The 22,419-nt window shown below is 63.2% G+C and carries 29 protein-coding genes and 2 pseudogenes; 18 read left to right on the plus strand and 13 right to left on the minus strand.

The genetic code is table 11. The annotated features are described in order from the left end of the window. Nucleotides 1–58: 58 nt before the first annotated feature. The 11 genes from GD429_RS40280 (at nt 59) to GD429_RS04750 (ending at nt 8,461) form a co-directional block, all read left to right on the plus strand. A complete protein-coding gene (locus tag GD429_RS40280) occupies nt 59–232 on the plus strand; it encodes a hypothetical protein (protein WP_193727053.1) in 174 nt (57 codons plus the stop codon). A 126-nt stretch (nt 233–358) separates the two neighbouring features. After that, on the plus strand, nt 359–946 hold the full coding sequence (locus GD429_RS04705; RefSeq protein WP_152855890.1) for a tetratricopeptide repeat protein: 588 nt from the start codon (nt 359–361) through the stop codon (nt 944–946). 120 nt (nt 947–1,066) lie between these two features. After that, entirely contained in the window at nt 1,067–1,894 is an 828-nt protein-coding gene (locus tag GD429_RS04710; protein ID WP_152855891.1) for a hypothetical protein, read from the plus strand. Nucleotides 1,895–2,008: 114 nt separating this feature from the next. Next, nucleotides 2,009–3,007, plus strand: a complete 999-nt coding sequence (locus GD429_RS04715; RefSeq protein ID WP_152855892.1) for a hypothetical protein — start codon at nt 2,009–2,011, stop codon at nt 3,005–3,007. 361 nt (nt 3,008–3,368) lie between these two features. Next, nucleotides 3,369–3,524, plus strand: a complete 156-nt coding sequence (locus tag GD429_RS40285; protein WP_193727054.1) for a hypothetical protein — start codon at nt 3,369–3,371, stop codon at nt 3,522–3,524. A 530-nt stretch (nt 3,525–4,054) separates the two neighbouring features. After that, nucleotides 4,055–4,240, plus strand: coding sequence for a hypothetical protein (locus tag GD429_RS04720; RefSeq protein WP_152855893.1), 186 nt, complete (start codon nt 4,055–4,057; stop codon nt 4,238–4,240). Beyond that, a complete protein-coding gene (locus GD429_RS04725) occupies nt 4,241–4,507 on the plus strand; it encodes a DUF1488 domain-containing protein (RefSeq protein ID WP_152855894.1) in 267 nt (88 codons plus the stop codon). A 316-nt stretch (nt 4,508–4,823) separates the two neighbouring features. Next, nucleotides 4,824–6,422, plus strand: a complete 1,599-nt coding sequence (locus GD429_RS04730; RefSeq protein ID WP_152855895.1) for a SagB/ThcOx family dehydrogenase — start codon at nt 4,824–4,826, stop codon at nt 6,420–6,422. Between the two features lie 430 nt (nt 6,423–6,852). Then, complete coding sequence (locus GD429_RS04740) at nt 6,853–7,572, plus strand: Crp/Fnr family transcriptional regulator (protein ID WP_152855896.1); 720 nt, start codon at nt 6,853–6,855, stop codon at nt 7,570–7,572. A gap of 246 nt (nt 7,573–7,818) precedes the next feature. Then, entirely contained in the window at nt 7,819–8,022 is a 204-nt protein-coding gene (locus tag GD429_RS04745; protein ID WP_152855897.1) for a hypothetical protein, read from the plus strand. Next, on the plus strand, nt 7,979–8,461 hold the full coding sequence (locus GD429_RS04750) for a hypothetical protein (RefSeq protein WP_152855898.1): 483 nt from the start codon (nt 7,979–7,981) through the stop codon (nt 8,459–8,461). Before GD429_RS04745 ends, GD429_RS04750 begins: the two co-directional genes overlap by 44 nt. Before the next feature lie 97 nt (nt 8,462–8,558). Here the strand turns inward: GD429_RS04750 and GD429_RS04755 are convergent, their stop codons facing one another. The 7 genes from GD429_RS04755 to GD429_RS04785 all read right to left on the minus strand — a co-directional run bounded on the left by GD429_RS04755 (nt 8,559) and on the right by GD429_RS04785 (nt 11,742). Continuing rightward, nucleotides 8,559–8,738 (minus strand): hypothetical protein, encoded by a 180-nt coding sequence (locus tag GD429_RS04755; RefSeq protein WP_152855899.1) that lies wholly within the window; start codon nt 8,736–8,738, stop codon nt 8,559–8,561. Between the two features lie 482 nt (nt 8,739–9,220). Beyond that, nucleotides 9,221–9,418: a hypothetical protein gene (locus GD429_RS04760; RefSeq protein WP_034181799.1), complete on the minus strand. Its 198-nt coding sequence runs from the start codon at nt 9,416–9,418 to the stop codon at nt 9,221–9,223. Between the two features lie 19 nt (nt 9,419–9,437). Beyond that, nucleotides 9,438–9,650, minus strand: a complete 213-nt coding sequence (gene rpsU / locus GD429_RS04765) for a 30S ribosomal protein S21 (RefSeq protein WP_034181433.1) — start codon at nt 9,648–9,650, stop codon at nt 9,438–9,440. A 35-nt stretch (nt 9,651–9,685) separates the two neighbouring features. After that, nucleotides 9,686–9,895, minus strand: a complete 210-nt coding sequence (locus tag GD429_RS04770) for a hypothetical protein (RefSeq protein WP_152855900.1) — start codon at nt 9,893–9,895, stop codon at nt 9,686–9,688. A 47-nt stretch (nt 9,896–9,942) separates the two neighbouring features. Beyond that, nucleotides 9,943–10,227, minus strand: a complete 285-nt coding sequence (locus tag GD429_RS04775) for a hypothetical protein (RefSeq protein ID WP_152856000.1) — start codon at nt 10,225–10,227, stop codon at nt 9,943–9,945. A 725-nt stretch (nt 10,228–10,952) separates the two neighbouring features. Further along, entirely contained in the window at nt 10,953–11,156 is a 204-nt protein-coding gene (locus GD429_RS04780) for a cold-shock protein (protein ID WP_047902004.1), read from the minus strand. Nucleotides 11,157–11,457: 301 nt separating this feature from the next. Further along, nucleotides 11,458–11,742 carry a hypothetical protein gene (locus GD429_RS04785; protein WP_131948223.1) on the minus strand — a complete coding sequence of 95 codons (285 nt, stop codon included), beginning with the start codon at nt 11,740–11,742 and terminating at the stop codon, nt 11,458–11,460. An 89-nt stretch (nt 11,743–11,831) separates the two neighbouring features. Here GD429_RS04785 and GD429_RS04790 point away from each other — a divergent pair, with 89 nt between their 5' ends. The 3 genes from GD429_RS04790 to GD429_RS04795 all read left to right on the plus strand — a co-directional run bounded on the left by GD429_RS04790 (nt 11,832) and on the right by GD429_RS04795 (nt 13,965). Next, nucleotides 11,832–12,884: an RNA-guided endonuclease InsQ/TnpB family protein gene (locus GD429_RS04790; RefSeq protein WP_152856001.1), complete on the plus strand. Its 1,053-nt coding sequence runs from the start codon at nt 11,832–11,834 to the stop codon at nt 12,882–12,884. A gap of 103 nt (nt 12,885–12,987) precedes the next feature. Next, the gene (locus tag GD429_RS40290; protein ID WP_193727055.1) at nt 12,988–13,137 is read left to right on the plus strand and encodes a hypothetical protein; all 150 of its coding nucleotides are present in this window, start codon (nt 12,988–12,990) and stop codon (nt 13,135–13,137) included. A gap of 612 nt (nt 13,138–13,749) precedes the next feature. Next, nucleotides 13,750–13,965: a hypothetical protein gene (locus GD429_RS04795; protein WP_152855901.1), complete on the plus strand. Its 216-nt coding sequence runs from the start codon at nt 13,750–13,752 to the stop codon at nt 13,963–13,965. Between the two features lie 209 nt (nt 13,966–14,174). On the opposite strand, the pseudogene GD429_RS04800 reads toward GD429_RS04795, so the two are convergent. Then, nucleotides 14,175–15,352, minus strand: a pseudogene (locus GD429_RS04800) (chromate transporter). Then, nucleotides 15,349–15,558, minus strand: a pseudogene (locus GD429_RS04805) (chromate resistance protein ChrB domain-containing protein); the annotation flags it as partial. The pseudogenes GD429_RS04800 and GD429_RS04805, both read right to left, overlap by 4 nt. A gap of 102 nt (nt 15,559–15,660) precedes the next feature. Here GD429_RS04805 and GD429_RS04810 point away from each other — a divergent pair. From GD429_RS04810 to GD429_RS04820, 3 genes are read left to right on the plus strand one after another with little or no spacing between them, the layout of a single operon-like run. Continuing rightward, complete coding sequence (locus GD429_RS04810) at nt 15,661–15,933, plus strand: metal/formaldehyde-sensitive transcriptional repressor (RefSeq protein WP_072438025.1); 273 nt, start codon at nt 15,661–15,663, stop codon at nt 15,931–15,933. 11 nt (nt 15,934–15,944) lie between these two features. Beyond that, complete coding sequence (gene dmeF, locus GD429_RS04815) at nt 15,945–17,249, plus strand: CDF family Co(II)/Ni(II) efflux transporter DmeF (RefSeq protein ID WP_152855902.1); 1,305 nt, start codon at nt 15,945–15,947, stop codon at nt 17,247–17,249. Between the two features lie 2 nt (nt 17,250–17,251). Beyond that, the gene (locus GD429_RS04820; RefSeq protein ID WP_152855903.1) at nt 17,252–17,437 is read left to right on the plus strand and encodes a DUF1289 domain-containing protein; all 186 of its coding nucleotides are present in this window, start codon (nt 17,252–17,254) and stop codon (nt 17,435–17,437) included. 150 nt (nt 17,438–17,587) lie between these two features. On the opposite strand, the gene GD429_RS04825 is transcribed toward GD429_RS04820, so the two are convergent. Genes GD429_RS04825 through GD429_RS04835 form a run of 3 tightly spaced genes read right to left on the minus strand, consistent with a single transcriptional unit; the run spans nt 17,588 to nt 20,054 of the window. Then, entirely contained in the window at nt 17,588–18,319 is a 732-nt protein-coding gene (locus GD429_RS04825; protein ID WP_227791535.1) for a polysaccharide deacetylase family protein, read from the minus strand. 23 nt (nt 18,320–18,342) lie between these two features. Then, nucleotides 18,343–18,903 (minus strand): hypothetical protein, encoded by a 561-nt coding sequence (locus tag GD429_RS04830; protein WP_152855905.1) that lies wholly within the window; start codon nt 18,901–18,903, stop codon nt 18,343–18,345. A 5-nt stretch (nt 18,904–18,908) separates the two neighbouring features. Then, entirely contained in the window at nt 18,909–20,054 is a 1,146-nt protein-coding gene (locus tag GD429_RS04835; protein ID WP_152855906.1) for a glycosyltransferase, read from the minus strand. A 537-nt stretch (nt 20,055–20,591) separates the two neighbouring features. On the opposite strand from GD429_RS04835, the gene GD429_RS04840 reads away from it, so the two are divergent. Beyond that, nucleotides 20,592–21,896: a dicarboxylate/amino acid:cation symporter gene (locus GD429_RS04840; protein WP_152855907.1), complete on the plus strand. Its 1,305-nt coding sequence runs from the start codon at nt 20,592–20,594 to the stop codon at nt 21,894–21,896. Here GD429_RS04840 and GD429_RS04845 read toward each other — a convergent pair. Next, nucleotides 21,856–22,302, minus strand: coding sequence for a hypothetical protein (locus GD429_RS04845; protein WP_152855908.1), 447 nt, complete (start codon nt 22,300–22,302; stop codon nt 21,856–21,858). The genes GD429_RS04840 and GD429_RS04845 overlap by 41 nt on opposite strands. Between the last annotated feature and the right edge of the window lie 117 nt (nt 22,303–22,419).

Consider the following 22,419-nt stretch of genomic DNA (forward strand, 5'->3'; position numbering starts at 1 on the left):
CGTTCGCAAGTTGTCTTGACTATGATATAGACCGATATGTATCATTTGAAACTGGAAAATGACGGTCGATGATGCGTGCTTTGAAAAAACAGGAACGCCGGCCGTCGATTTACCGCTCGACGGTGCGGTAGCGGGCACCGTGGCGGAATTGAAAGAATGCCGGAGCGGCGCCCTGTGCACCTCGCCGGCTTCTGACGGTGCAGTGGTAATGCAAGACGAAAAGAGAACCTGAGAGAGCCTAGGGCTATGTGCCGGCACTGGCGGATGGTATTCGCCGCGCCGCGCGCAAACCGGTGCACGCTCGCGGGGCGGGATCGCGCGAAGCAGTCGGCGCAAATAAAACTCGAGGAAAGTACCCATGTACCGCCGTTTACTCGCACCGGGGCTGCTGTTGCTGCTGGCCGCGTGCGCGCAGGATCCGTCAGTGACGAGCAACACGGTGCGGATCTGCGACGACACCGGTTGTTCCTATCGACCTAAAGATCAGGTCTCCTACCAAAATAGGGGCGACGCGGAAGATCGCGAAGACCCGCGAATCGTCACGCTGAAGCAGGCCGCGAAAACCCAGCCGAAAGCCGCCTACGACCTCGGCCTGCGTTATTTCCGCGGCGACGGTGTGCGCCAGGACAGCTACCAGGCACTCAAATGGATGCGCGACGCAGCCGAGCGCGGCGACCTGCAGGCGCAGAAGGCGCTCGGCGGCTTCTACCTGTTCGGCCTCGAGGAAATGGGCTCGGATCCGCGCGAAGCGGACAAGTGGCTGTCGATCGCGGCCGGCCGCGGCGACAAGGAATCGAAGAAGCTGCTCGAGCTCGCGCGGAAAGCGAAGAAGGACGACGAAGAAGACTGGAAATGGCGCACGCAATGGCGTGACGTCTATTACGGCTACTGGAACTCGGGCTATCCGTACTACGGCGTCTGGAATCAGACGTACTGGTACTACTGACCGGGCCGGAAGCAACGGGGGCGGCAGCGGGGAGACCACCATCGCGCGCCACGCCGGGGGGCTTATCGACGTTCGTACGGACACGTAAGCCGAATAACGACTCTATCGAACGATAACGACATGAAGACCATCCTTTCCCATCGCCTCACCCAAGGTGCGCTGGTTGCAGCGCTTTGCACGTCCGTCGCGGGTTGCGGCGGCGTGGTGACGCCCGGCGGCCAGAACGCCGGCGTGACAGGCGCCGCGGCAGGCGGCACGAGCGCGGGCGCCGATTCGGGGCTGCAGCGCTGCACGTCGCCGCTCGGCACGATCGCCGTCGACGACGGCCGCAACGCCGACTGGTGGGGCCCGTTCGGCAGCGCGACCAAGATGACGACGATCGACCCGCTGCTGCGCCTGGCGGTCCAGCAGTCGAACTGCTTCGTGATCACGTCGATCGGCAACCAGAAGAGCGATGCGCGCCTGTCGCGCATCACGCAGCTGCAGCGCAGCTCCGGCGAATACCGCGCGGGCTCGAAGCAGCAGAAGGGCCAGCGTGTCGCGGCCGATTACTACATGGAACCGCAGATCGTCATCAACGATTCGCCGATCGGCGGCATCGGCAGCATGATCGGCGGGCTGATCGGCAACGGCGCGGTCGCGGCGGTGGCCGGCCACCTGCAGGCGAAGGCATCGGTCGTCACCCTGACGCTGTTCGACGTGCGCTCGGCCGTGCAGATCGCGGCGTCGGAAGGCAGCTCGACGGCGACCAACTACGGCGCGGCGCTGGGCGGTTTCGGCGGCGGCGTGGGCGGCGCGCTGGCCGGTTTCTCGTCGACGCCGGAAGGCAAGGCGACGGTCGTCGCGTTCATCGATGCGTACAACAAGATGGTCGTCGCACTGCGCAGCTACAAGGCGCAGGACGTCAAGGGCGGCCTCGGCCGCGGCGGCCAGCTCCAGGTCAACTGACGTCCCCGGGCCGGCGGTGCGCCGCCGGCCGATTTCCGTACATGACTGTCCATGCGCGCGGTGCTGTCCGCGCGTACCGGATTCGTTCGTCCTTTCCGTTTCGAGGTGACTCCGATGAAAGCCGTTGCATTGATCGCATTGACCTGCCTGGCGCTGACCGCTTGCGGCGGCGACGACAATTCGTCACCCGCATCGTCCGGCGCCGGATCGGGCACGAGCAATAACGGCGGAAGCGGCGGCACGGGTTCCGGCGGCAGCGGCGGTTCGGGTGGCTCGGGCGGCAGCACGCTGACGCTGCGCTACGACGCCCAGCCGACCGCGGCGGATCAGGCGAGCTTCCTGACGCTGCTCAACAGCGAAGGCGCGAAGGGCTATCGTTATCTGGGCGACTACTTCTACAACGCGTCCAACGGCGGGTCGCGCTCGATCTTCGTGAGCGACGGCACCGTGCAGACGTACACGTACCAGTTGCAATCGACACCGGCCGACATGACGGGCTTCGTCAGCCAGGCCAACACGCAAGGCGCGAGCGGATACCGCTTCGAAGGGCCGCTCACGTACGGCTATCTCTATCGCAAGGACGGCGGCTCGTCCGCTACCTATACGTACGCGACAACGGGCCTGCCGGCCGACACGAACGCGTTCCTCACGCAGGCGAACGGCCAGGGCCAGTCGGGCTACTGGTTCGTGGGCCCGATGATGGTCGGATCGGTGCAGGCGAACGTGTACATGAAGAACAACGCGTCGAACGCAACCTACACGTACGATGCGCTGGTGCCGACGTCGAGCGTCAGCGACTTCGTCGCGCAGGCCAACAGCGAAGGCGCGAAGGGTTATCGTGCGAAAGGCGGGATGCTGTTCGGCAGCACGATTTCGTGGGTCTACGTGAAGGACCAGACGCAGTCGCCGACCTTCACGTACCAGTCGGCTGCGGTCCAGGCGACCGGCGCCGGCTTCGTCCAGCAGTCGAACGATTTCGGCGCGCAGGGTTCCGCGTATCTGGGCGATCTCGCGCTCGGCACGACGACTCCGGTGATGGCGTCGTTCTATTTCAAGCCGACGAACTGCACGGGTTTCCTGTGCACGACGCTGAATCCGCTCACGCAGAACTGAGCGGGCGCCTCCGGCGCAGCAGCGTCTCGCGGGTCATCGACTGCCGAATGACCGTCGCTCGCGGAATCGAGTGCCTCAGGTGCGCCACGTCATCCGATCCGTGGACGCATCTTTTGCCGCCGGCTTGCCGGCGGTATTTCGTTTTCGCGTACGGCAGATGCCAGCCAAACGCAGGCCCCTTTTTGTCCGGCGGACCGGAAAATCGCCCGGAACCGAAGCGAAGCGGCCGGCCTCCATCGACCGCCGGCCCGGGGAGACGCTGATTCGTTTTCCTGAGGGACAGAAGCCGTGCCGGACGCTGGTTTCCGCGAGGGCATCACCTACAATGTAAAGATGGTCGCGACCTGTCAAGGAGGCTGCCATGACTCAGTCGATGATTAGCTTTGTAGTTGGCCTGGCGGTCGTGCTCGCCATCGTGGTCATGCTGGCGCTACGTTACCTGCGCGACCACAAGGGCGAAGGGATGATTCAGTGGCTTGATGCACATCACATGAGCTGGATGCACCACAAGCACTGACGGCGTGGTCGACGATGCGGTTCCGATCCCGCTCTCCACGACAGTGACGACGGTCGTGCGCGACGCCGAACACGTCGCCGCGCACGCTGCGCGTTTCTTGAGCCGTGGGGCCGGGAAAAGCGCCGGCCAGCCGCCGCCGAGTCCGGTTTGATGACAGTAGTGTGGCCTGGAGGAAATCGCGCCGTTCATGGCCCTGGCGCGAGATAGCGCTTGCATGGCCGTGATATAGGGCGCATTCTCATGAGGTTCGATGTGCGCGACCGGCGGTTTTGTTTCGACTCCTTACGCTTTCCCCTGTCCGCACGGCTCCGCAGAACGCTCACCACAACGACCCCGCGCGCGAACGTCGTCGCTGCGAACGTCGCGCGTCAACCTGGCCTCCCCGCGAGGCTCGATCCGGCAGTTCAGTGCGCAAGAGAGGCCGTCGGCGGCAAGCCCGCGGGTAGTCGTTCGTGCCTCCGGTGGGCAGACGACGACATTCGGTCACCGCGATGGTCCTGACATGTGATATTCATTTTTCGGGAACCGGCATGCCCAAGCAAACCGAAGGAAAGTCCGCCACGTCCGTCAGGCAAAACGATTACGTCGACGCGCAGAAGTCTCGCGCCCTGGCACTGAAGCGTGCGGACATCGAGCGCGCCGAGAAGCGGCGCGAAAATGACGCCCGCCTCGATGTCAACGCGAGCAAGTGGCGATATATCTGCCAGGAGAGTTAGATGGGAAAAATCGACGCGGCACTCCACTTTCCCAACCCCAGCCGCACCTACGACATGTCCAGACACTGTGTGTGCTTCTGGGGCTACGACAATGCTCGCGAGATTACCTTCCTGGTCGACGATGCGATGCTGGCGAAACTGAACTCCGACATGGATTCGAGCGAGCCCGCGTTGCTTGCGGCCTTCGACCGCAACCGCGACCGGATTCTGGGGCTCGCCAGAGACCTTTACAAGGGCGGTCCCCAGAACAGGTACATGATCTCGTGAGAGGGGCCGGTTTGCGCATGCACCCGGCGGGCGCGTTCCTTTTGACCCGCACGGGCCGTGAGTAGCCGACTGCGAGCGTCGGGGCCGCCAATCGTTCGGGCGGCGAGCCCGGGCGGCTCGCTCAGGCGAGGCCGCGGCTATTTCCTGGCGCTCGCATACTGAAGCCCTCGCGGAAAACAAGCATTCGCACCTCGGCGAATTCGACGTTGAAGGAAGGCGCGCACCGAATTCCGCGACGTGATGATGGCCGCGCTCAAGCGTCCAGCCATCCGGTTTTGTACAGTGCGCGTGCTGGTATTCCGGGTCTGAGATGGACATGGATCGGTTAAGGCATGCGCTGCTGGATTATCACGAACGCAGCAAGCACCGTCTCGACCTCTACGCTCCCGGCCCCGGGAGGCTCGACTGGACCACCCAGCCGGACCCGTTCCGGGTGTTTCACGGCGCCCCGCGCGTTGATCTGCCGTTAGCCGCGGACACGCTGGCCACACGCTACAACGCGTTGCGTTGCGGCAACCTGCCGCCTGCGCGCCGATTCGATCTGTCCAGCCTGGCAATCCTGTTCGAACTCTCGCTCGGCTTGTCGGGGTGGAAATCCTATGGCGCCGAGCGGTGGGCGCTGCGCTGCAACCCTTCAAGCGGAAATCTGCATCCGACCGAGGGCTATCTTCTGTGTCCGGCCCTGCCCGGCTTGTCCGCAGGCGTCTACCACTACCTGAGCCGGGATCATGCACTCGAACATCGTGCCGCGGTGGACGCGCCGCAATGGACCGACTCGTTTTCGGGAAGTGGTGTGCTGGTCGGCATAAGCTCGATCCATTGGCGCGAAGCATGGAAATATGGCATGCGCGCCTGGCGCTACTGCCAACAGGATTGCGGCCATGTCATCGCGGCGATGAGTTACGCAGCCGCCGCGCTCGGCTGGCAGACACGGTTGATGGAGGCGGCTGCGGATGATGCAGTGGCCGGCTTGCTTGGCGTGGACCGCCGCGAAGATTTCACGGAAGCCGAAACGGAGGCGCCGGACCTTTTGCTCTGGATCGGCAACCCCGACACGCGACCCGATCTCGAGCGCATGCGGATCGCGCTGGACAGCGCACAGTGGCACGGACGCGCCAATCGGCTGAGTTCGGGACATGTGACCTGGCCGGACATCGATTCGATTCATCGCGCCACGCACAAGACCCGTACTCGCGAACCGCCGTCGCCGAACCCGGAGCCGTGCTCGGCGCCGGCGACGCCAGCCCTCGATCTCGGCTTCGCCCGGATCGCCAGGCAGCGTCGCAGCGCCGTGGATTTCGATGGCACGACGCGCATCGGCGACGCGGCTTTTTTCGGCATGCTGACATGCCTGCTGGCACATCCCGGCACGCCGCCGTGGAATGCGCTGACGTCTCCTGCCGCGGTGCATGCGGCGCTGATGGTGCATCGTGTCGACGGCCTGGAGCCGGGCCTCTATATGCTCGCAAGAAACCCGGGCGCACTGCCGGACCTGAAGCGATCCCTGCGTCCGGAGTGGCTGTGGCACAAGACCGGGCCGGCCGACCTGCCGCTCTATCTTCTACTGCCTTACGACTTGCGCGCGGCGGCAAGGCTGATCTGCTGCCACCAGGATATCGGCGCCGATTCCTGCTTCGCGCTCGGGATGATCGCGAGATTCGAAATCGCATTGAAGCAGCCATGGCGTTATCGCCATCTGTTCTGGGAATGCGGCATGCTGGGCCAGGCGCTCTATCTCGAAGCAGAAGCCGCCGGCGTGCGCGCAACGGGGATCGGCTGCTTTTTCGACGATGAAATGCACGCATTGCTCGGCGCGAAGGATCATGTCTGGCAATCCCTGTATCACTTCACCGTCGGCGGCGCGGTGGACGATCCACGTCTGTCGGCATTTCCGCCGTACGAGGTTCAGCCGTGACTGACAGCCCGCGCGTCGACCCCGGCGAGGGGATCTCCGCAAGGATCGTCCTTGCCGGCTTCCACGTGAGCTGCGCGGCTTCGACCGCATCCGTTCGATTTCACCCGGAGTGCTAGGATGATTGAACACGCGCGGAAGTCATCATGGACGATTTCACATTCACTACCGAAACACACTTCGCACGCATTCGTGTGATGGAATCCGCGCGTGGTGTGTAGCGAGGCCATGTGTATCTGCGCCGCACCAATGAGGGGCCGAACGATGATCCCCCCTACCAGACCGATTCCGATCGGGATCAGTGCGCTCTCGCGCTCGAAGACGCCAAGATTCTCGCGCAACGTCTGCTTCGCGAGTTCGAGTCTTGAGTCGATGACGTTTCGTGGCGTCGATTCGCGTTGGGTAGGGGCCGCAATCACTGCAGGAGCGACCTATGCCGGCGCAGCCCTCTCCGATTGACAATCATCTGCTCGCAGCCTTGCCGCCAGAAGGTCTCGCGCATATTTCGCCGCAGCTCGTGCTGGTCGACATGCCGTTGGGAAAGGTGCTGTACGAGTCGGGTGGTGCGCTCAGTCATGTCTATTTTCCGACCACGTCCATCGTTTCGCTGTTGTACGTGATGGAGGACGGCTCGTCAGCCGAAATTGCCATCGTCGGCAACGACGGGTTGATCGGCATCGCGCTGTTCATGGGGGGCGAAACGACCCCGAGCCGCGCGATCGTCCAAAGCGCCGGACACGCTTACCGACTCGATGCACGCATCCTGAAGGACGAGTTCCGTCGAGGCGGTTCGATGCAGCGGCTCTTGCTGCGCTACACGCAGGCGCTCATCACGCAGATGGCGCAGACTGCCGTCTGCAACCGGCATCACTCGATCGATCAGCAACTGTGCCGCTGGCTGCTGCTCAGTCTCGACCGGCTGCCATCGAGCGAACTGAAAATGACGCAGGAGTTGATCGCCAACATGCTCGGTGTCCGACGATCGGGCGTGACGGAAGCTGCACTGAAACTTCAGGATGCCGGACTGATCCGGTACAACTACGGGCACATCGAGGTACTGGATCGCTCCGGGCTCGAAAAGCGCGTGTGCGAATGCTACGGCGTGGTCAGGCGAGAATTCGACCGCTTGCTCCCTGATTTGAAGCGCCTTTAGAACCGCCACCGAGGTCGCGCACCGGTCCGTGCCATCGGTCCGTACGACAGCGTACCGACTGCCGAAGTCCGCACGCGCATAGTTCGATATGACGCACAGACTGCAGATCGGCCGCAGACCTCATGGAAGGCGTACGCCGTGATGGAAGTGGGCCGTTGCGATCCGTATCGCTTGGGCCGTTTTATCTCGACTCGGACGGTGCGAGCCAATCCATGACTAAACGCGGTTTCTTGACGGAGCCTGTTGATGAACGATTACGCTAAACGAGAAAAGAATTCGCAGGACGGGCAACAGGAACAGGCGGACGCACGCGCGACCGACGATGGAATGCCCGTCGTTCGTCCTGACTGGAAAAGACGCCATACCCTTTCGTGGAAAGCCGTCACACCCAAGCAACGCATTTCCGATGCAAGGAAACGTCTGGGCATGGGTTTTCTGTCGAACCATTGACATAGGCGTAGCACATCTCCTCGATCTCAAACAGAACGGGGAGCCGTCCCAGCAAGGCGGAAATCGAAGCCGGCCAAACGCCGGCTTTTTACATTGGCGCGTCAGCGGCATGGCGACGCAGACAGCGCACGGCGCCGAGCTGTACCGGGCCGAAGCGTGGAACGCGGAAACGCTACGCAAATATGAATTCGGCACGCCGGGCGGCTGGCTCGAACGTCACGCTCATGCCGGCGGCATCGAGATTGGCGACCATTCGACGAGCAGCAATGAAACTGCGCCTGCCCTCGAGCACGGCAGCGGTCGACGATGGCGCTGCAAGCGCTCACCCGCATCGCGCGAGTCATTTCCGGCCCGGTCGCCCGAGCGGTGTCGTTGTGCGGAGCAGTGCCGGCTCAAGGCCAGCGCCGAATTCTCGACCCGTCTGCGCCAATGTGCGTGATGCTGGAACGTCTGCGGTGCAGCCTGCGCGACGCGCGCACGACGACGCGAGGCGCGAACGTCAACCGCCGCTTGCGCCGGGAGCAGTGTCGCGTCATTTACTTCACCCGATGGTCGGGACGGAAGTAGCGCCACTTGCTCGCATTGGAGTCGATGCGGGCGTCGTTTTGCGTACGCCTGTCGGCCCGTTCGATGTCGGCGCGGGCGAGGTCGTCGCGCTGCTGTTGCCGGGTTGCCTGATCGCGTCGATCGATTGCCGTGCTTTCCTGGTATTTCATGGTTCCCTCGGAGCGAGGTGAGCGGGTTGCCGGCCGGTCGCGGCGGATTCGTACCGGTGAGGACGCATGGCCGCTCGTGCGAGTGCGGCCGCGATCAGACCTGCTCCCTGAGGTAGCGGATGCACTTCATCCGTAGACTCGATCGGCCCGCGAGCGCGTCTCGTGGCGGGAGCGCCGAGTCTTTCGTTACATCAGGAAGCGGTCCTGAAAATGCGGCGTTGTCGACCGGGCGGACCGACTTCGCTATCTGAAGCGATGCATGGCCGATCCACACACGATCGCGCCACTCGCATTTCGCGCGATGGACGATAAGCCATCCTTGCAGCGATTCGACGAGTTGAAACGGCGACAGCCACTCGCGACTCTGCCGTTGAGTGACGAGTTGCAGGACAACGAGGAAATAGAGCAAATCTACGTACTTGGTCCGGACGCGCATAGTCCATCTTCTGGTTGTCGATGCTCGCGAGCGTGCGAGTGTCGGCTCATCCTTGGATGCTGAGCGCTTTCTCGATCGCGGCAATCAGTTTGAACGCATCGTCCCGCCCGATCAGAAAACCGCGGCTGGTGTACTCGCATCCGAAGGCATAGAAGCTCGGCAGCAGCGTCACCATGTCTTTCTGCTGATCGAAATCGACTTCGCATTTCGTCAGCGGGAAAAACGGCGGCTCGTCGCCCGGCATCTTGTACACGATGTGCTCCCTAGTACATTTTGCGGGGCGGCAACATGCGCTTCGCCCGCAGGCGCTGCCTGGAAACGGCGCTGGCCTTTTTCCGCTTGCGTTCCGTCGTGGGTTTTTCGTAGCTGGTGCGACTGCGCAACTCGCGAATCAGCCCGGTTTTCTCGATAGTGCGTCGGAATCGCCGCAGCGCGACGTCGATCGGTTCGTTGACCTTGAGTGTGACTGTTGTCATGTAGATCCTGTTTGGGAGCGTTGGAATGGAAAAAACTAGCCGAGTCGTGTCATGACGGCGCTCGCTATCTCGTCGGACTCGAACTCCGAATATCCGGCTCCGATCGATAGTGCGCGTACCGCCACGAACATTTGCAGTTCTTGCTGGTGGCTTTGTGCCGAGTCGGCGATTCCGGCGGGCAGGACGGCGTCGGTCCGGGTGACCTCATGCCGTCCGATCAAGCCGAGTAGTTCATCGATGATCATTTTGTCCTCCAAATCGCCGACAGATTGCGTCGCGTTGACGAGTCGCGTCAGAGCGCGCCGGAAAAGAAGCCCTGCTTCTCGCGGTTGTCGTCGATCATGGTCTCGGCGTAGCGCAGCGAAGCGCGACGTGCGTCACCGGCGCTGTCAAACGGGGATTTGTCGTGCAATCTGAACGTCTGGCTTTGCGTCAGCGTGTCGGTGGTGCCGCGAAGGCAAATCTTGACTGCCGCGTCGAAACCGGCATCGTAGTTATGCGGGCAACCATTCGGCGCCGGTACGTGGGGGTAAATCAGCGGATAAATCTCGAATCCACGGTAGACATGCATGCTCATGGCAAACTCCTGGCGTTCGGCCACCACGAATTGCATGGGCGAACACAACCGGCCAGTATCGCCGTTGCAGGGCGTGCCGGTGGGGTGAAAGGGACAACGTTGCAGCGCGGGGGAGGGGCGATGCAGCAAGAGGGTAGATGGAGGGGTGAGCAGTCAGACGGCAAATGATCGCCCGAATGAACCCATCATACGCGCATCGTTTGTTGGGCGTTCAACTTATTCCGGATTGCGCGTTTCGACCCATCGCGCCGGGGTCGCGCTGCACGGCAGCGGTGGCCGCCTCTTTGCCGCTTTGTCACGCAGCGGCTGGCTCGATCCGCTATTACGGCGCAGGCGGGCGCTTCTTCGGGCGCGACTTCGTGACAGCGGGAGCCTTGGGCGGCACCCAGTTCAATGCCGTGCCGAGCTTGGGCAGGGTCATGGCAGGCTTGGCACGCGGAGGCGCCTTGTTACTGCGAGGTTGACTTCTGGTCATGCGGGTTCTCCTGCTGCGCGGCTTGAGTGATCCGCTGAGCGGGACTCGTCCGATCACGCACACGCGGCTGGACATGCGTGCTGCGAGGGGCGGCTGAGCATCTGCATACGCGCATGCTCGACGTTCGGATGCGAAACCGATGACCCGGTCGAGCATGCATCGAGACGCGTGGCGTCTGCGATGGAGGTGCGTATGCGCCGGAAGCGGCAGTTGCGTGCCGCTCCGTGAACGGGCTGACAGCTTGTGGGGACTACAGGGCGGTAATGTTCGACGCCTGCAGGCCTTTGGGGCCGCTCTTCGTTTCGTAGCTGACTTTCTGGCCTTCGGCGAGCGTCTTGAAGCCGTCGCCGCGAATTTCCGAGAAGTGCGCGAACAAATCGTCGCCGCCTGCGTCAGGCGTAATGAAGCCGAAGCCCTTGCTGTCGTTGAACCACTTGACGGTACCGGTATCCATATTAGATCTCCTGAAAATGGACGTGCGTATGCGCCCTGAATGGGTGCGGGAAAAAATAATCAAGGAGGGAGAGGACAACGAATACCGCAGGTCGCGGTTAATGATGGGCAGCAATCACGCTTCTTGAATACTTCAGCGACCGACAGTACGCCTCGGCAACGAAGGTGTCAAGCGCTTTCGGCCGAGGGGCAGAACAAGTGGCTGCCCGGAAAAATCAGCATTCCGTAAAAATGCACGGAAAATCCCCGCGCGCGGCCCTTGTTCGACGATGGCCGTATGCTGCGCTGCCTCTGTAGCAATGTCAGAGGGTTGCCAGCAAATGCAGCTGATGCTCGGTCTCGGTTCCGGTGATCAACGTGAAAAACCCTGTTTCCCGACGCTCGATTACTGAGAGGCCCTCTGCATCGGAGAAGATGTTCCACGCGACGTCATCGACATGTGCAAAGCTTCCGCGAGTTCGCGCGAACGCTCGCAACAGCGGGCTCGCTTCGCGGCGGAGCACCAGGCGGTCCGCATTCAACACATAGGGTGGCCAGCCGGCGCGAAGGACGAGGTAGTGGGGAATGGAACTGCGATCGATTTTCATCAGATGCTCCGAGAAACCCCGTCCTTCAGGGCGGGGAGGAAAGGAGCGCTCTTGACAGGCAGCTTCTTCCACGGATTAGGATGGCCGGCATGATCCTTGTCTATCGCTACCGAGTGAAATCGTTGAGCGGCCTGCTGAACAAGCAAAGCCGAGCAGTGAACTACGTGTGGAACTTCTGCAACGACACGCAGAAGCACGCGCTCAAGTGGAGCAAGAAGTGGCCGACGGGGTTCGACCTGAACGTGCTGACGACCGGCAGCAGCAAGGAACTCGGCGTCCACTCCGGCACGGTCAATGCAACGCGCGAGCAATACGCGAAGTCGCGCAGCCAGCACCGTCGCCCCTACCTGCGCTATCGCGGCAGGCAATCGCTTGGCTGGGTGTCGCTGAAGGGCCGCGATCTGAAGCGCGAGGGCGACGCATTCCGCTTCGCCGGCCACACCTTCCGCGTGTTCAGCAGTCGCCCGCTGCCCGACGGCAAGATCAAGGACGGCACCAACTTTGCGCAGGATGCGCGGGGCAACTGGTCCCTGAATATCGTGATCGAGATACCCGATGTTAAGGCGCGCCCGATCCGTTCCGGCGTCGGCCTCGATCTCGGTCTGAAAGACTTCGCCACACTTTCGACCGGCGAGAAGCTGCCTAACGACCGGTTCGGCCAGCGCGCGGCCGAAAAGCTGGCGAAAGCGCAGCGTGCGCGAAAGCACAAGCGGCACATCGCGAAGCTGCACGCCAAGGTGGCAAACGCTCGCGCGGACTTCCAGCACAAGCTCGCGCTCGATCTGGTGCGGCGCTTCGACTACATCGCGGTCGGCAACGTGTCGGCCGCCAAGCTCGCCAGAACCAGGATGGCGAAAAGCGTCTATGACGCGTCCTGGTCGTCCTTCCGAAATAGGCTCCGTTACAAAGCGATCGCGCACGGGGCCACGTTCGAGGAAGTCGACGAAAGCGGTTCTACCCAGTCCTGTTCGGCGTGCGGGTCGAAAGCCAGCACAACGCGGCCGAAAGGTATCGCGGGACTGAGAATAAGGGAGTGGAAGTGCAGCAACTGTGGTGTCGAGCATGATCGCGATATCAACGCTGCATTGAACATTCTCCGATGCGGACGTGCATCGCCAGGTGTGGGAATCACCTCCCTTTAGGGCGGTGTTCATATAAGGACGTCAAGGGTGGCGCTGTTTGTTCCAGGGGCTTACGTTAGCCGGTCCAGCTCGTGTCAACGCTCTCCTTCGAGCATGGCGTTCGATGTGGACGCAAAAGACCGTTGGTGACGTGCTTCTCGCCTATGCGTCGACGCTGCTCGATGCGCAGGACATCGTCGAATGCAGCTCCAGTATCGATATCCGCGGCTCGTGCAAGCCAGGCACGGCGTGCTTCGAATTCATCGATGCTTGATGATGCGAGTCATGAGCATCGGCTCCCATGCGTGAGCTGCGTCGTCAGTGCCGAAACTGTTATCCGGAGCCGGTGGCGCAGCTAGCCCCACTATACGCGCTGCCGCCGTGACTCACACCTCGCAACAGTACGAAGGCACGCTCCGGCGACAGGAATTCACCCGAAATTTCGCTATACAAAATTGTGGAACGGCGTAGCATCGAACCATCGGATGACCCATGACCGATTCTTGCGCATCGCGCTGCGTGCCTCTCTGAATGCGATCGGGCTGCTCACCGTGGCCGATCGTCCGGGCACCATTGACTAGCGATAACGCTCTCCTCTCGTCCCGTCGCTTGAGAGTGGCTTCGGAGGTATTCCGAAGCAACGAGCTTCCATCTCTGCCTGCGGGCGGCACTTCATTCGCCGGTCTATCCGCGACCATCGCTGCGAGGTCGATGCGGATGCGTTCCCGATGTTCGAATCGGGTTGTGCGCCACGCCGCAAAAGCGGGATGGCGAATCGTTAATCCTGCCGGGAGGCGGCCGGGCGATGGCACTTGTCGACGTCCGACGCTTTCTCGCGCTGCTCCCGCGACAGCCTGGCTCGCGGTAACCCAACAGGGAGGAGCCCATGCTCTTCAATTCGACACGGTTCCGAATCGACCCGACACCCCGCAGGGCGGACGGAGAGTACATCGCGCATGTGAGGATCACCACGACTCTTTTGGACGGCGGTGAGCGGGAAGTACACGCCAGCGGCGATCTGGCCGGCTTCGATGCGCGGGACGACGCGGTTGCATACGCGACGAAATGGGCCGAAGGATGGCTGACCGCCCAATTCGGTTGAACGCTGCGGGCACTTCGCCCGAAGCGTGCGCCGCCGGGATCGAACCGCAATGAGTCAGAAGCCGGTTTCGACAGAGGACGAAGCCGTAGCGCTCGCGCTGCGAGCGCTTCGTGCCCGGCGTGCTGGCGAGAACGGGTTCGGCCCGGCGGTCGACGGGCAGGTGCGGCAGGCCGGCTCGTCGATCCGAAAGCGCGAATCGCGCGTTCGAATCAATGATGGAGCAACGGGTAGGCCACCAGCCCGAAGAGCGCCGCAGCGGTGACGATCACCGGCTCCTGGAGCTTCTTGAAGCGCCACAACAGCAGACCGGTCGCGACGGCCAGGACGGCGGTCGGGATGTCGACGATCGAGCGTTTCGCGATGACAAGGACGGAGCCCGTGATTGCACCGACGGCCGCCGCCGTGATGCCGTCGACGAACGCCTTGACGTCGGCCCGGTGACCGTATTTCTTGACGTAGGGCGCCGGGATGATGGTGAACAGATAGCAGGGCAGGAACGTGCCGAGCGCGGCGACGAATGCGCCCGGGAAGCCTGCCACCAGGTAACCGATAAAGCCGACCGTGATCACGACCGGCCCCGGCGTGATCATGGGACCGCGACGGCGTCGACGAACTGCTTGTCGTTGAGCCAGTGATGCTCGGTCACGACACCGCCGTACAGAAACGGCACGATCGCGAGCCCCGACCCGAACACGAATGCGCCGGCTTTCGCGAAGAACACGCCGATCTGCGCGAGTTGCGGCAGATCGATGCCGCTCAGCAGGCCGCTGGCCGCCGGCAGGTTGGCGCCGGCAAGCGCGCTCAGCCCGCCCTTGTGCAGCCACTTGGGCGGGGCGCGCCAAAGCCAGCCGATCAGGCCGGCGACGATGAAGAGCCACGCGATTTCCGATTCCGTGATGAAGGTCACGGCAGCCAGAGTCATGAAGATCGCCCACAGCAGCTTGTCGTTGCAGACGGTCTTCATCGTGAGCTTGTACGCGCTCATCGCGATGATGCCGACCACGGCGGCCCCGACGCCGTAGAAAACCGCCTGGATCCATGACAGCCCGCCGAAGTGCGCATAGGCGAACCCGAGCGCGAGCACCATCAGGAACGACGGCAGCACGAACGCGAAACCGACGAGCGTCGCGCCGAGGATCCGGTAGTGGACGAAACCGAGATAGATCGCGAGCTGGGCGGCCATCGGACCCGGTGCGAGCTGGGCCAGCGTGAGCCCTTCCTTGTAGTCGGCCTCCATGATCCAGCCGCGCTTCTCGACGAGATCGCGACGCATATAGCCGGCGAGCGCCACCGGGCCTCCGAACCCCAACGCGCCGAGTCGCAACATGTATCCGACTAGTTGGCCCAGCGAGTAGCCGGGCGCGTTTGTCGCTACCGTCCTGGTCATGGCCCACCTCCGGTTTCGCTCTTTCCGTTGGACGCAAAGTGCGCATGGAGCGAGTCAAGCACCGCACTCATCTGTTCCAGCAACTGATCGTCGTTTTCCGTGCGTCGACGCGTGCCGGCCATCACGGCCTCGAAGCCGACCGCTTCGGGTGCGGCGGTGCCGCCGACGTCGAGCGCATGCACGAACTCGCCGAGCCGCATCGGCGCCGCAGTTCGAGCTCTACCGTTCGTCTCGCTGAATATACCCCTACCCCCTATATTGAAAGTCCTTTCCGGATATACTCCCCCCCGGTATATGAAAGGATCGCCATGAGCCACACCGTCAAGGAAAAGCAGAAGCTGCTGAATCGTGTCCGCCGGATCAAGGGACAGGTCGAAGCAATCGAACGCGCGCTGGAGGAAGAGCGCGGTTGCAACGAGATCCTCCAGCTCATCACGAGCGGCCGCGGTGCGATGAACGGCCTGCTCGCGGTCGTGCTCGAGGATCACATCCGCAGCCATCTCGTCGACGCCGAGGGGCACGAGGACGAGGGCAGCGCGACCGAACAGCTGATCGAAGTCGTTCACAGCTACTTCAAATAATCGAGGCAGGAATGAGCGACTTCAGGAACGACGCCTTCGGCGCAGGGCATGACCACATCTTTCTCGGCGCCGCGCACGAACAGAACGAACGCAGGACCTGGATGGTCATCGGGCTGTGCGCGGCAATGATGGTGGTCGAGATCGTCGGCGGGTCGATTTTCGGCTCGCTGGCGCTTATCGCGGACGGGTTGCACATGTCGACGCACGCGGGCGCGATGCTGATCGCCGCGCTCGCGTACACGTACGCGCGCCGGCATGCGAGCGATCCGCGATTCGTGTTCGGCACGGGCAAGCTCGGCGACCTGGCAGGCTTCACGAGCGCCATCGTGCTCGCGATGATCGCGCTGCTGATCGGCTATGAAGCGGTCGCGCGTTTGCTCGCGCCGGTTCCGATCCATTTCGGCGAGGCCATTCCGATCGCGGTTGTCGGCCTGCTCGTCAACATCGCGAGCGTCTGGCTGCTGAGCGGCGATCACCACGGGCACGGGCATGGGCATCACCACGGCCATCACCACGGGCATGGACATGACGATCACGGTCATGGCCACGGCCACGGCCACGGCCACGATGAGGCGACGCACACGGTCTTCGATCAAGGCGGCGCGTTTTCCGTGTCGATCTTCGAAGAGGGCGTGCCGCCGGTGTTCCGGATCGCGCCGGCGATTGCCGGCGCGACGCTCGGCGACATCACGGCAGCATCGATCACGACGATCCGTCCGGACGGTGCGCGGCAGGCGTTCGCGATGAGCGTGCGCGGCGCATGCCTGGAGTCGGTCGAGAACATTCCCGAGCCGCATGCATTCACGGCCATTGTCCGGTTGAACGGGCGCGAGCACGAACTGGCATTCGAGGAGCACGACCATGGCGCGTCCGCGGCGGCGGCGCGCGATCACAACATCCGGTCGGCCTACATCCACGTGATTGCCGACGCGGCGGTCTCCGTGCTGACGATCGTCGGGCTGCTGCTCGCGCGCGCGTTCGGCTGGCTGTGGATGGACCCGCTGGCCGGCATCATCGGTGCGGTGGTGATCGCGAACTGGTCATACGGATTGATGCGCGACACCGGCGCGATCCTGCTCGACATGAGCTCGGATCGTCGGTTGACGGATAACGTGCGCAGCGCAATCGAAAGCGGTGGCGACACGATCAACGACCTGCACGTCTGGCGTCTCGGGCCGGGCCACATGAGCGCGGTCGTGTCGGTGGCGACGGACGACCCGAAGCGGGATTCGCGCTTCTATCACGGCGTGCTGCAGCGGTTCAAGGATCTGTCGCATGTCACCGTCGAAGTCGTGCCGGCGACGCGAGGGCAATAAGCATGGCAGTCAAATCGCCTTGCATCGACGTGTGCTCGTTCGACGGCAGGACGGGCTACTGCGTGGCGTGCCTGCGAACGCGGGACGAAGCGCGCGCGTGGAAGAAGATGACGGACCATCGGCGCCACCAGATCGTGAACGACCGGGCCCGGCGGCAGGCAAAACTCGCGCGGGAAACCTCGGACTGATCGCGCACGCGCGGCGATCGCGGCGGCGACGGCCGCGATCCGGAAGACCTTGCCTCGGTAAAGGTATCGATCCGTGCACAGGCGTCGGGCCGATCGAATTCGGTGCCGACGCTTCACCATTTCGCCATGACACAAGCGCCGTTCCCGGCGCTACCCGCGCTTGCGCACACGCCAGCGCGCACACTTGAACAGCAACCGAAGCGCACCGACACCGCCCGCGACCGGAATCCGCGGCAGCAGAAACGGATCGTCGGACGCGTCGGCGCAACCGCGCCGGGTCGTCGTCGCATTGCCGTATCCGGCGGCGGCGACCTGGTCGCGGACGCGCGCGTCCAGATCGCCGTACGGATAGCAGAACGATTCGACGCGCCGGCCGCTCAGCGCTTCGAGCCGCCGCTTCGATTCGATTACCTGAAGGTCCGACACGTGCGCCGGCACGTGCGACAGCGCGACGTGATCGAGCGTATGCGAGCCGATTTCATGGCCGTGATCGCGCCACGCGAGCATGTCCTCGCACGTCATCAGCGGCGAGCGTGCGGTATCGGCATCCGCATCCCAGTCGTTCATGCCGCCGAACCGGCCGGCGACGAAATAGCAGGTCGCGGTGAACCCGAGCTCGTCCAGCACCGGCATCGCATGCGTGAGCACGTTGAGAAAGCCGTCGTCGAACGAAATGCCGAAAACCTTCCCGCTGCGCTCCCCGCGCAGATACGGCTGCAGTTCGCGCACGCTCAGGCCGCGGTAGCCGAGCCGCCCGAACAGCGTCATCTGGCGGCGGAACGCGTCGGGCGCAACGCTCAGGCTGCGCAGCCGGTCGGGCGGCGGCAGCGGGCGTATCTGGTGATACATCAGGATCGGATAACGCGTGGCGGACAGAAGCATCGGCGGATCGTGACAACGCAGGGTTACGCGGCCTTGCGGAAAATCCGCAGGGTCTTGAAGCTTCCGACCTCGGTGAAATCGGCGTTCGCCGCCCATTGCTCGATGATCGGTTCGGCCTTCCGGTAGGCCGACGAGCCCTTGTAGAACAGCAGGTGACCTTCGCGTGCGGTATGGCGGGCGAACAGGTCGAGCACGTCCGCGTCGGTCATCGCACCGTAGCGGCTGTTCGTCTCGTCGCGGAATTCGCACAGGTGGAACAGCGTGACGACGTCGAACGCCGGCAGCAGGTCCGAGTTGCTGGTATAGATGTCGCCGAAATATGCGAGGTAGGTCTTGCTCACCTCCGGTTGCCGCGTGACGAGATCGACATACGACTTGTATTCCTTCGGCGACGCCGTCACGCCGAAGACGGCGTTGTTCAGGTGCGGCCGCGCGCATTCGATGCCGACGTGGTGGTGGCCGCCGGTGCCGAAGTGATAGATGCGGATGCCGTTGAGGCGAACGGCTTCCAGCCACTCGACGAAGTGCACGTCGCCCGGGCACTCCTGCGTCCGCAGGTCCCAGTACTTCTTCCAGATGTTCATGGCCATTACATGGACCTCAAGGATGTCGCCCAGCGATGCGGGTTGTGTCGAATCGATTTTCGATAGACGGACAAGGTCGCGTCGACGAATCTGTCGAACGAGAACTCGCGCTTGCCTTTCAGCCGCGCGCTGCGTCCCATCGCGCGGACGCAGCCGGGCTCGCGCACGATCGCGCGCAGGATCTCCCCGATCGCTTCGGGCTCGCGCGGCGGGACGACCCATCCGTCCACGCCCGGCTCGACGTTCTCGGGCAACCCGCCCACGCGCGTCACGATCGCGGGGCAGCCCAGCGACATCGCTTCGCGGCACGCGTACGACAGGCTCTCGTGGTACGACAGCACGAACGACACGTCGATGATCGAGAACGGCGCGCATACGTCGTCGAGCCGTCCGGTGAACACGGTGCGCGACGTCATGCCGTGCCGCGCGATCTGCTCGCGCTGCGCGCAGGACGGCTCCGCACCGACCAGCAGCACGCGAAACCGCTCGCGCTCGTGTTCGGGCAGGCGGCCGAGCGCCGCGATCAGATCCATCCAGCCCTTCTCCGGTGCGGTGCCGGCGCTGCTGCCCAGCACGATCGCGTCCGCGCCCGACGACCCGAACAGCGCGACCTTGCGGCGGCGGATCTCGTCGCCCGCCGGTCGTTCCTCGGCCTGCCTGCGCACGCCGTGCTTGACGACCGTGACGTTCCCGTACGGCGAACGGAGCGCGAGCATGCTCCCGACGTAGTCGCTGACCGCGATGGTGTGGTCGGTTGCAAGCCGCGCACGCAGCAGGTTGCCGAAGCTGTCCGCGCGATACGTGTTGTGCTTGGTGAGCACGACCGCCGGCCGGTGCCGGCACCCGAGCAGCGCCAGCATCACCTGCCGGTGATCGGCGGACCCGTTGACGTGAACGACATCGAAGCGCTCGGCGACGATCCGCTGGCGCAGCCGCACAAGCTCCTGGCACAGCCGGTTCCAGCGCGGTTTGAATTCCATGTCGAAGATGGCCACGTCGGGGCTGTCCTTCAACAGTCGCGACAGGCGGCTTCCCTCCGGCGACGCGACGGTCACGCGGTGATGCGGGCTCATCGCGGCGGCGAGATCGCGGACGTAGGTATCCTGACCGCCGCCGTAGTCGCCGTGGAAGTTGGTGTACAGAATGTTCATCACGATGCCGATTTTTCCCGTTCATTCATTGGGAGGACTGCTTATCAAGCGAATGACTTGCCCTGTCTGGAGCAACGGCTCGAACGCAGTTCCGCATTCCCGACCCGAGATTGCGTAGTGCCGCTCGGGCGTTACGGCAACGCGAATCATTTCGAAATATTACATAGAGGTTACGCGCGGTAGTGTCGAGGTCTGCGCATCTTTGTGAGAATGTGTCGCGATGGTCTTCCCGTGTCGTCGCCGGTCGGCACTGGCGGCCTGTCCGTCGAGGTTGCAGCGCTCGATGGCCGCTCGCGCCGGTCGGCACGGATCGCGACAAAACCCGCCTTTCCGGCGCCGCATGGACGCAGATCAACCGACTTTTCTTTCAGATTTGAAAGCATGCGGACCGTTTGCGTTAGAATGCCCCCCCTGTCCGCCATGGCGACCGCCGGAAGCGGGCCTGTCGTACGCGTTGCGACGTGAGTTCCGATTCGCAGCCGGACGCGAATGATTTTCCAGCCGTTGGAAGCACACGCTCTGTAATTTGGATTGCTAATGAAGAAGAATCGCAACATTACCAAGTACATCGTCGTCGCGATGATTCTTGGTATCGCAGTGGGTTACGCGTGCCATAGCGCGTTTCCCGACCCGAAGATGGCCAAGGAAGTCGCCGGCTACGTGTCGTTGCTGTCCGACGTGTTCCTGCGATTGATCAAGATGATCATCGCGCCGCTGGTATTCGCGACGCTGACCGTCGGCATCGCGCAGATGGGCGACGGCGGCGCGGTGGGCCGCGTGGGCGTCAAGGCGTTCGGCTGGTTCTTCATCGCGTCGTTCACGTCGTTGCTGCTCGGCCTGCTGACCGCGACGCTCCTGCAACCGGGCAGCCACCTGAGCCTGCCGTTGCCGGCGTCCGATGCGACCCTCGGCCTGAAGACGGGCGCATTCACGCTGAAGGATTTCGTGGTCCACCTGGTGCCGAAATCGATCGCCGAGGCGATGGCGAACAACGAAATCCTGCAGATCGTCGTATTCTCGATCTTCTTCGGCACCGCGCTGTCCGCGCTCGGCGAAGCGGGCAAGCGTCTGACCGGCGTGATCGACGATCTCGCGCAGGTGATGCTGAAGGTGACGGGCGCGGTGATGTGGTTCGCGCCTGTTGCGGTATTCGCGGCGCTGGCGTCGACGATCACGACCGAAGGGCTCGGCATCCTGCTCACGTTCGCGAAGTTCATGGCGAGCTTCTATCTGGCGCTGGCGCTGCTGTGGGGCGTGCTGACGCTCGCCGGCGTGACGTTCCTCGGCAAGCGCGCGTTCACGCTGATCCGGCTGATCCGCGAGCCGTTCCTGCTGTCGTTCGCGACGGCAAGCTCCGAGGCCGCGTATCCGAAGCTGCTGGACGCGCTCGACCGCTTCGGCGTGAACCGCAAGATCTCGAGCTTCGTGCTGCCGATCGGGTATTCGTTCAACCTCGACGGCTCGATGATGTACTGCACGTTCGCGGTGCTGTTCATCGCGCAGGTGTACGGCATCCATCTGCCGCTGGGCACGCAGATCACGATGCTGCTGATGTTGATGGTGACGTCGAAGGGGATGGCGGGCGTGCCGCGCGCATCGCTGGTCGTGATCGCGGCGACGCTCAACCAGTTCAACATGCCCGAAGCGGGGTTGCTGCTGATCATGGGCGTCGACATGTTCCTCGACATGGGGCGTTCGGCCACCAACGCCGTCGGCAACTCGATCGCGGCTGCCGTGGTCGCGAAGTGGGAAGGGCAGCTCGACGCGCCGCGCGACGACGACGATCCGGACGCAGGGCGCGTCATGCAGGTGAAGGTGCCGGAAACGTCGGCATCGGCATGATGCGGTGCAACGCGGCGGCGACGGCGCGTTGCCTGTTCCACTGTGAATGACAAGCGCCGGCCTGGATTCGAAACGGATTCAGGCCTGCGATTTGTTTTGTGGCAATGATTCCGCATTGCATGCGGTAGCCTTTTTTTCGATTCGCCGGAAACGGTATTCGCGGTTTCAATTTGTCGTCGTCGAACCAGCGGCGATATTCCCGCAGGCGAACAGCCTGATTTCTCCGATTTCCCCCATTCCCGATCGAGCGCGCAAGTGAACATTCACTGCCGCACAGCCGCGCCTGCCGTCGGGATGCTTGATTGCCACGGGCAATGCGATCGAAGCCGATCCGATGAAAAGCGCAATGGCACGGACGGTCCGCAATTTTTTTCGATTTATATAGCGCTATTCTCGCCCTGCTCATTATCGAACGCATGCCGCACGTAATACCGACTGCGCCGGATGATTCAGCGGAACAATTTACGCATCGCGGATTTCAAGCCATCCGGCCGGCCGCCCCCTCATGTGAATGTTTGCCCCA

This window comes from Burkholderia sp. BE17, from assembly GCF_009362305.1.
Classification (GTDB): domain Bacteria; phylum Pseudomonadota; class Gammaproteobacteria; order Burkholderiales; family Burkholderiaceae; genus Burkholderia; species Burkholderia pyrrocinia_C.

Excerpts from the sequence above, each read along its gene's own strand:
- GD429_RS04830 (WP_152855905.1), bottom strand. The coding sequence starts at position 18,903 with ATGAACATCTGGAAGAAGTACTGGGACCTGCGGACGCAGGAGTGCCCG.
- GD429_RS04845 (WP_152855908.1), bottom strand. The coding sequence starts at position 22,302 with ATGAGCAGGGCGAGAATAGCGCTATATAAATCGAAAAAAATTGCGGAC.
- rpsU (WP_034181433.1), bottom strand. The coding sequence starts at position 9,650 with ATGACAACAGTCACACTCAAGGTCAACGAACCGATCGACGTCGCGCTG.
- dmeF (WP_152855902.1), top strand. The coding sequence starts at position 15,945 with ATGAGCGACTTCAGGAACGACGCCTTCGGCGCAGGGCATGACCACATC.
- GD429_RS04715 (WP_152855892.1), top strand. The coding sequence starts at position 2,009 with ATGAAAGCCGTTGCATTGATCGCATTGACCTGCCTGGCGCTGACCGCT.
- GD429_RS40290 (WP_193727055.1), top strand. The coding sequence starts at position 12,988 with ATGTGGACGCAAAAGACCGTTGGTGACGTGCTTCTCGCCTATGCGTCG.
- GD429_RS04740 (WP_152855896.1), top strand. The coding sequence starts at position 6,853 with ATGCCGGCGCAGCCCTCTCCGATTGACAATCATCTGCTCGCAGCCTTG.
- GD429_RS04810 (WP_072438025.1), top strand. The coding sequence starts at position 15,661 with ATGAGCCACACCGTCAAGGAAAAGCAGAAGCTGCTGAATCGTGTCCGC.
- GD429_RS04750 (WP_152855898.1), top strand. The coding sequence starts at position 7,979 with ATGCAAGGAAACGTCTGGGCATGGGTTTTCTGTCGAACCATTGACATA.
- GD429_RS04835 (WP_152855906.1), bottom strand. The coding sequence starts at position 20,054 with ATGAACATTCTGTACACCAACTTCCACGGCGACTACGGCGGCGGTCAG.
- GD429_RS40280 (WP_193727053.1), top strand. The coding sequence starts at position 59 with ATGACGGTCGATGATGCGTGCTTTGAAAAAACAGGAACGCCGGCCGTC.
- GD429_RS04785 (WP_131948223.1), bottom strand. The coding sequence starts at position 11,742 with ATGAAAATCGATCGCAGTTCCATTCCCCACTACCTCGTCCTTCGCGCC.
- GD429_RS04775 (WP_152856000.1), bottom strand. The coding sequence starts at position 10,227 with ATGAGCATGCATGTCTACCGTGGATTCGAGATTTATCCGCTGATTTAC.
- GD429_RS04825 (WP_227791535.1), bottom strand. The coding sequence starts at position 18,319 with ATGCTTCTGTCCGCCACGCGTTATCCGATCCTGATGTATCACCAGATA.
- GD429_RS04730 (WP_152855895.1), top strand. The coding sequence starts at position 4,824 with ATGGATCGGTTAAGGCATGCGCTGCTGGATTATCACGAACGCAGCAAG.
- GD429_RS40285 (WP_193727054.1), top strand. The coding sequence starts at position 3,369 with ATGACTCAGTCGATGATTAGCTTTGTAGTTGGCCTGGCGGTCGTGCTC.
- GD429_RS04770 (WP_152855900.1), bottom strand. The coding sequence starts at position 9,895 with ATGATCATCGATGAACTACTCGGCTTGATCGGACGGCATGAGGTCACC.
- GD429_RS04705 (WP_152855890.1), top strand. The coding sequence starts at position 359 with ATGTACCGCCGTTTACTCGCACCGGGGCTGCTGTTGCTGCTGGCCGCG.
- GD429_RS04795 (WP_152855901.1), top strand. The coding sequence starts at position 13,750 with ATGCTCTTCAATTCGACACGGTTCCGAATCGACCCGACACCCCGCAGG.
- GD429_RS04710 (WP_152855891.1), top strand. The coding sequence starts at position 1,067 with ATGAAGACCATCCTTTCCCATCGCCTCACCCAAGGTGCGCTGGTTGCA.
- GD429_RS04745 (WP_152855897.1), top strand. The coding sequence starts at position 7,819 with ATGAACGATTACGCTAAACGAGAAAAGAATTCGCAGGACGGGCAACAG.
- GD429_RS04725 (WP_152855894.1), top strand. The coding sequence starts at position 4,241 with ATGGGAAAAATCGACGCGGCACTCCACTTTCCCAACCCCAGCCGCACC.
- GD429_RS04780 (WP_047902004.1), bottom strand. The coding sequence starts at position 11,156 with ATGGATACCGGTACCGTCAAGTGGTTCAACGACAGCAAGGGCTTCGGC.
- GD429_RS04720 (WP_152855893.1), top strand. The coding sequence starts at position 4,055 with ATGCCCAAGCAAACCGAAGGAAAGTCCGCCACGTCCGTCAGGCAAAAC.
- GD429_RS04790 (WP_152856001.1), top strand. The coding sequence starts at position 11,832 with ATGATCCTTGTCTATCGCTACCGAGTGAAATCGTTGAGCGGCCTGCTG.
- GD429_RS04760 (WP_034181799.1), bottom strand. The coding sequence starts at position 9,418 with ATGCCGGGCGACGAGCCGCCGTTTTTCCCGCTGACGAAATGCGAAGTC.
- GD429_RS04820 (WP_152855903.1), top strand. The coding sequence starts at position 17,252 with ATGGCAGTCAAATCGCCTTGCATCGACGTGTGCTCGTTCGACGGCAGG.
- GD429_RS04755 (WP_152855899.1), bottom strand. The coding sequence starts at position 8,738 with ATGAAATACCAGGAAAGCACGGCAATCGATCGACGCGATCAGGCAACC.
- GD429_RS04840 (WP_152855907.1), top strand. The coding sequence starts at position 20,592 with ATGAAGAAGAATCGCAACATTACCAAGTACATCGTCGTCGCGATGATT.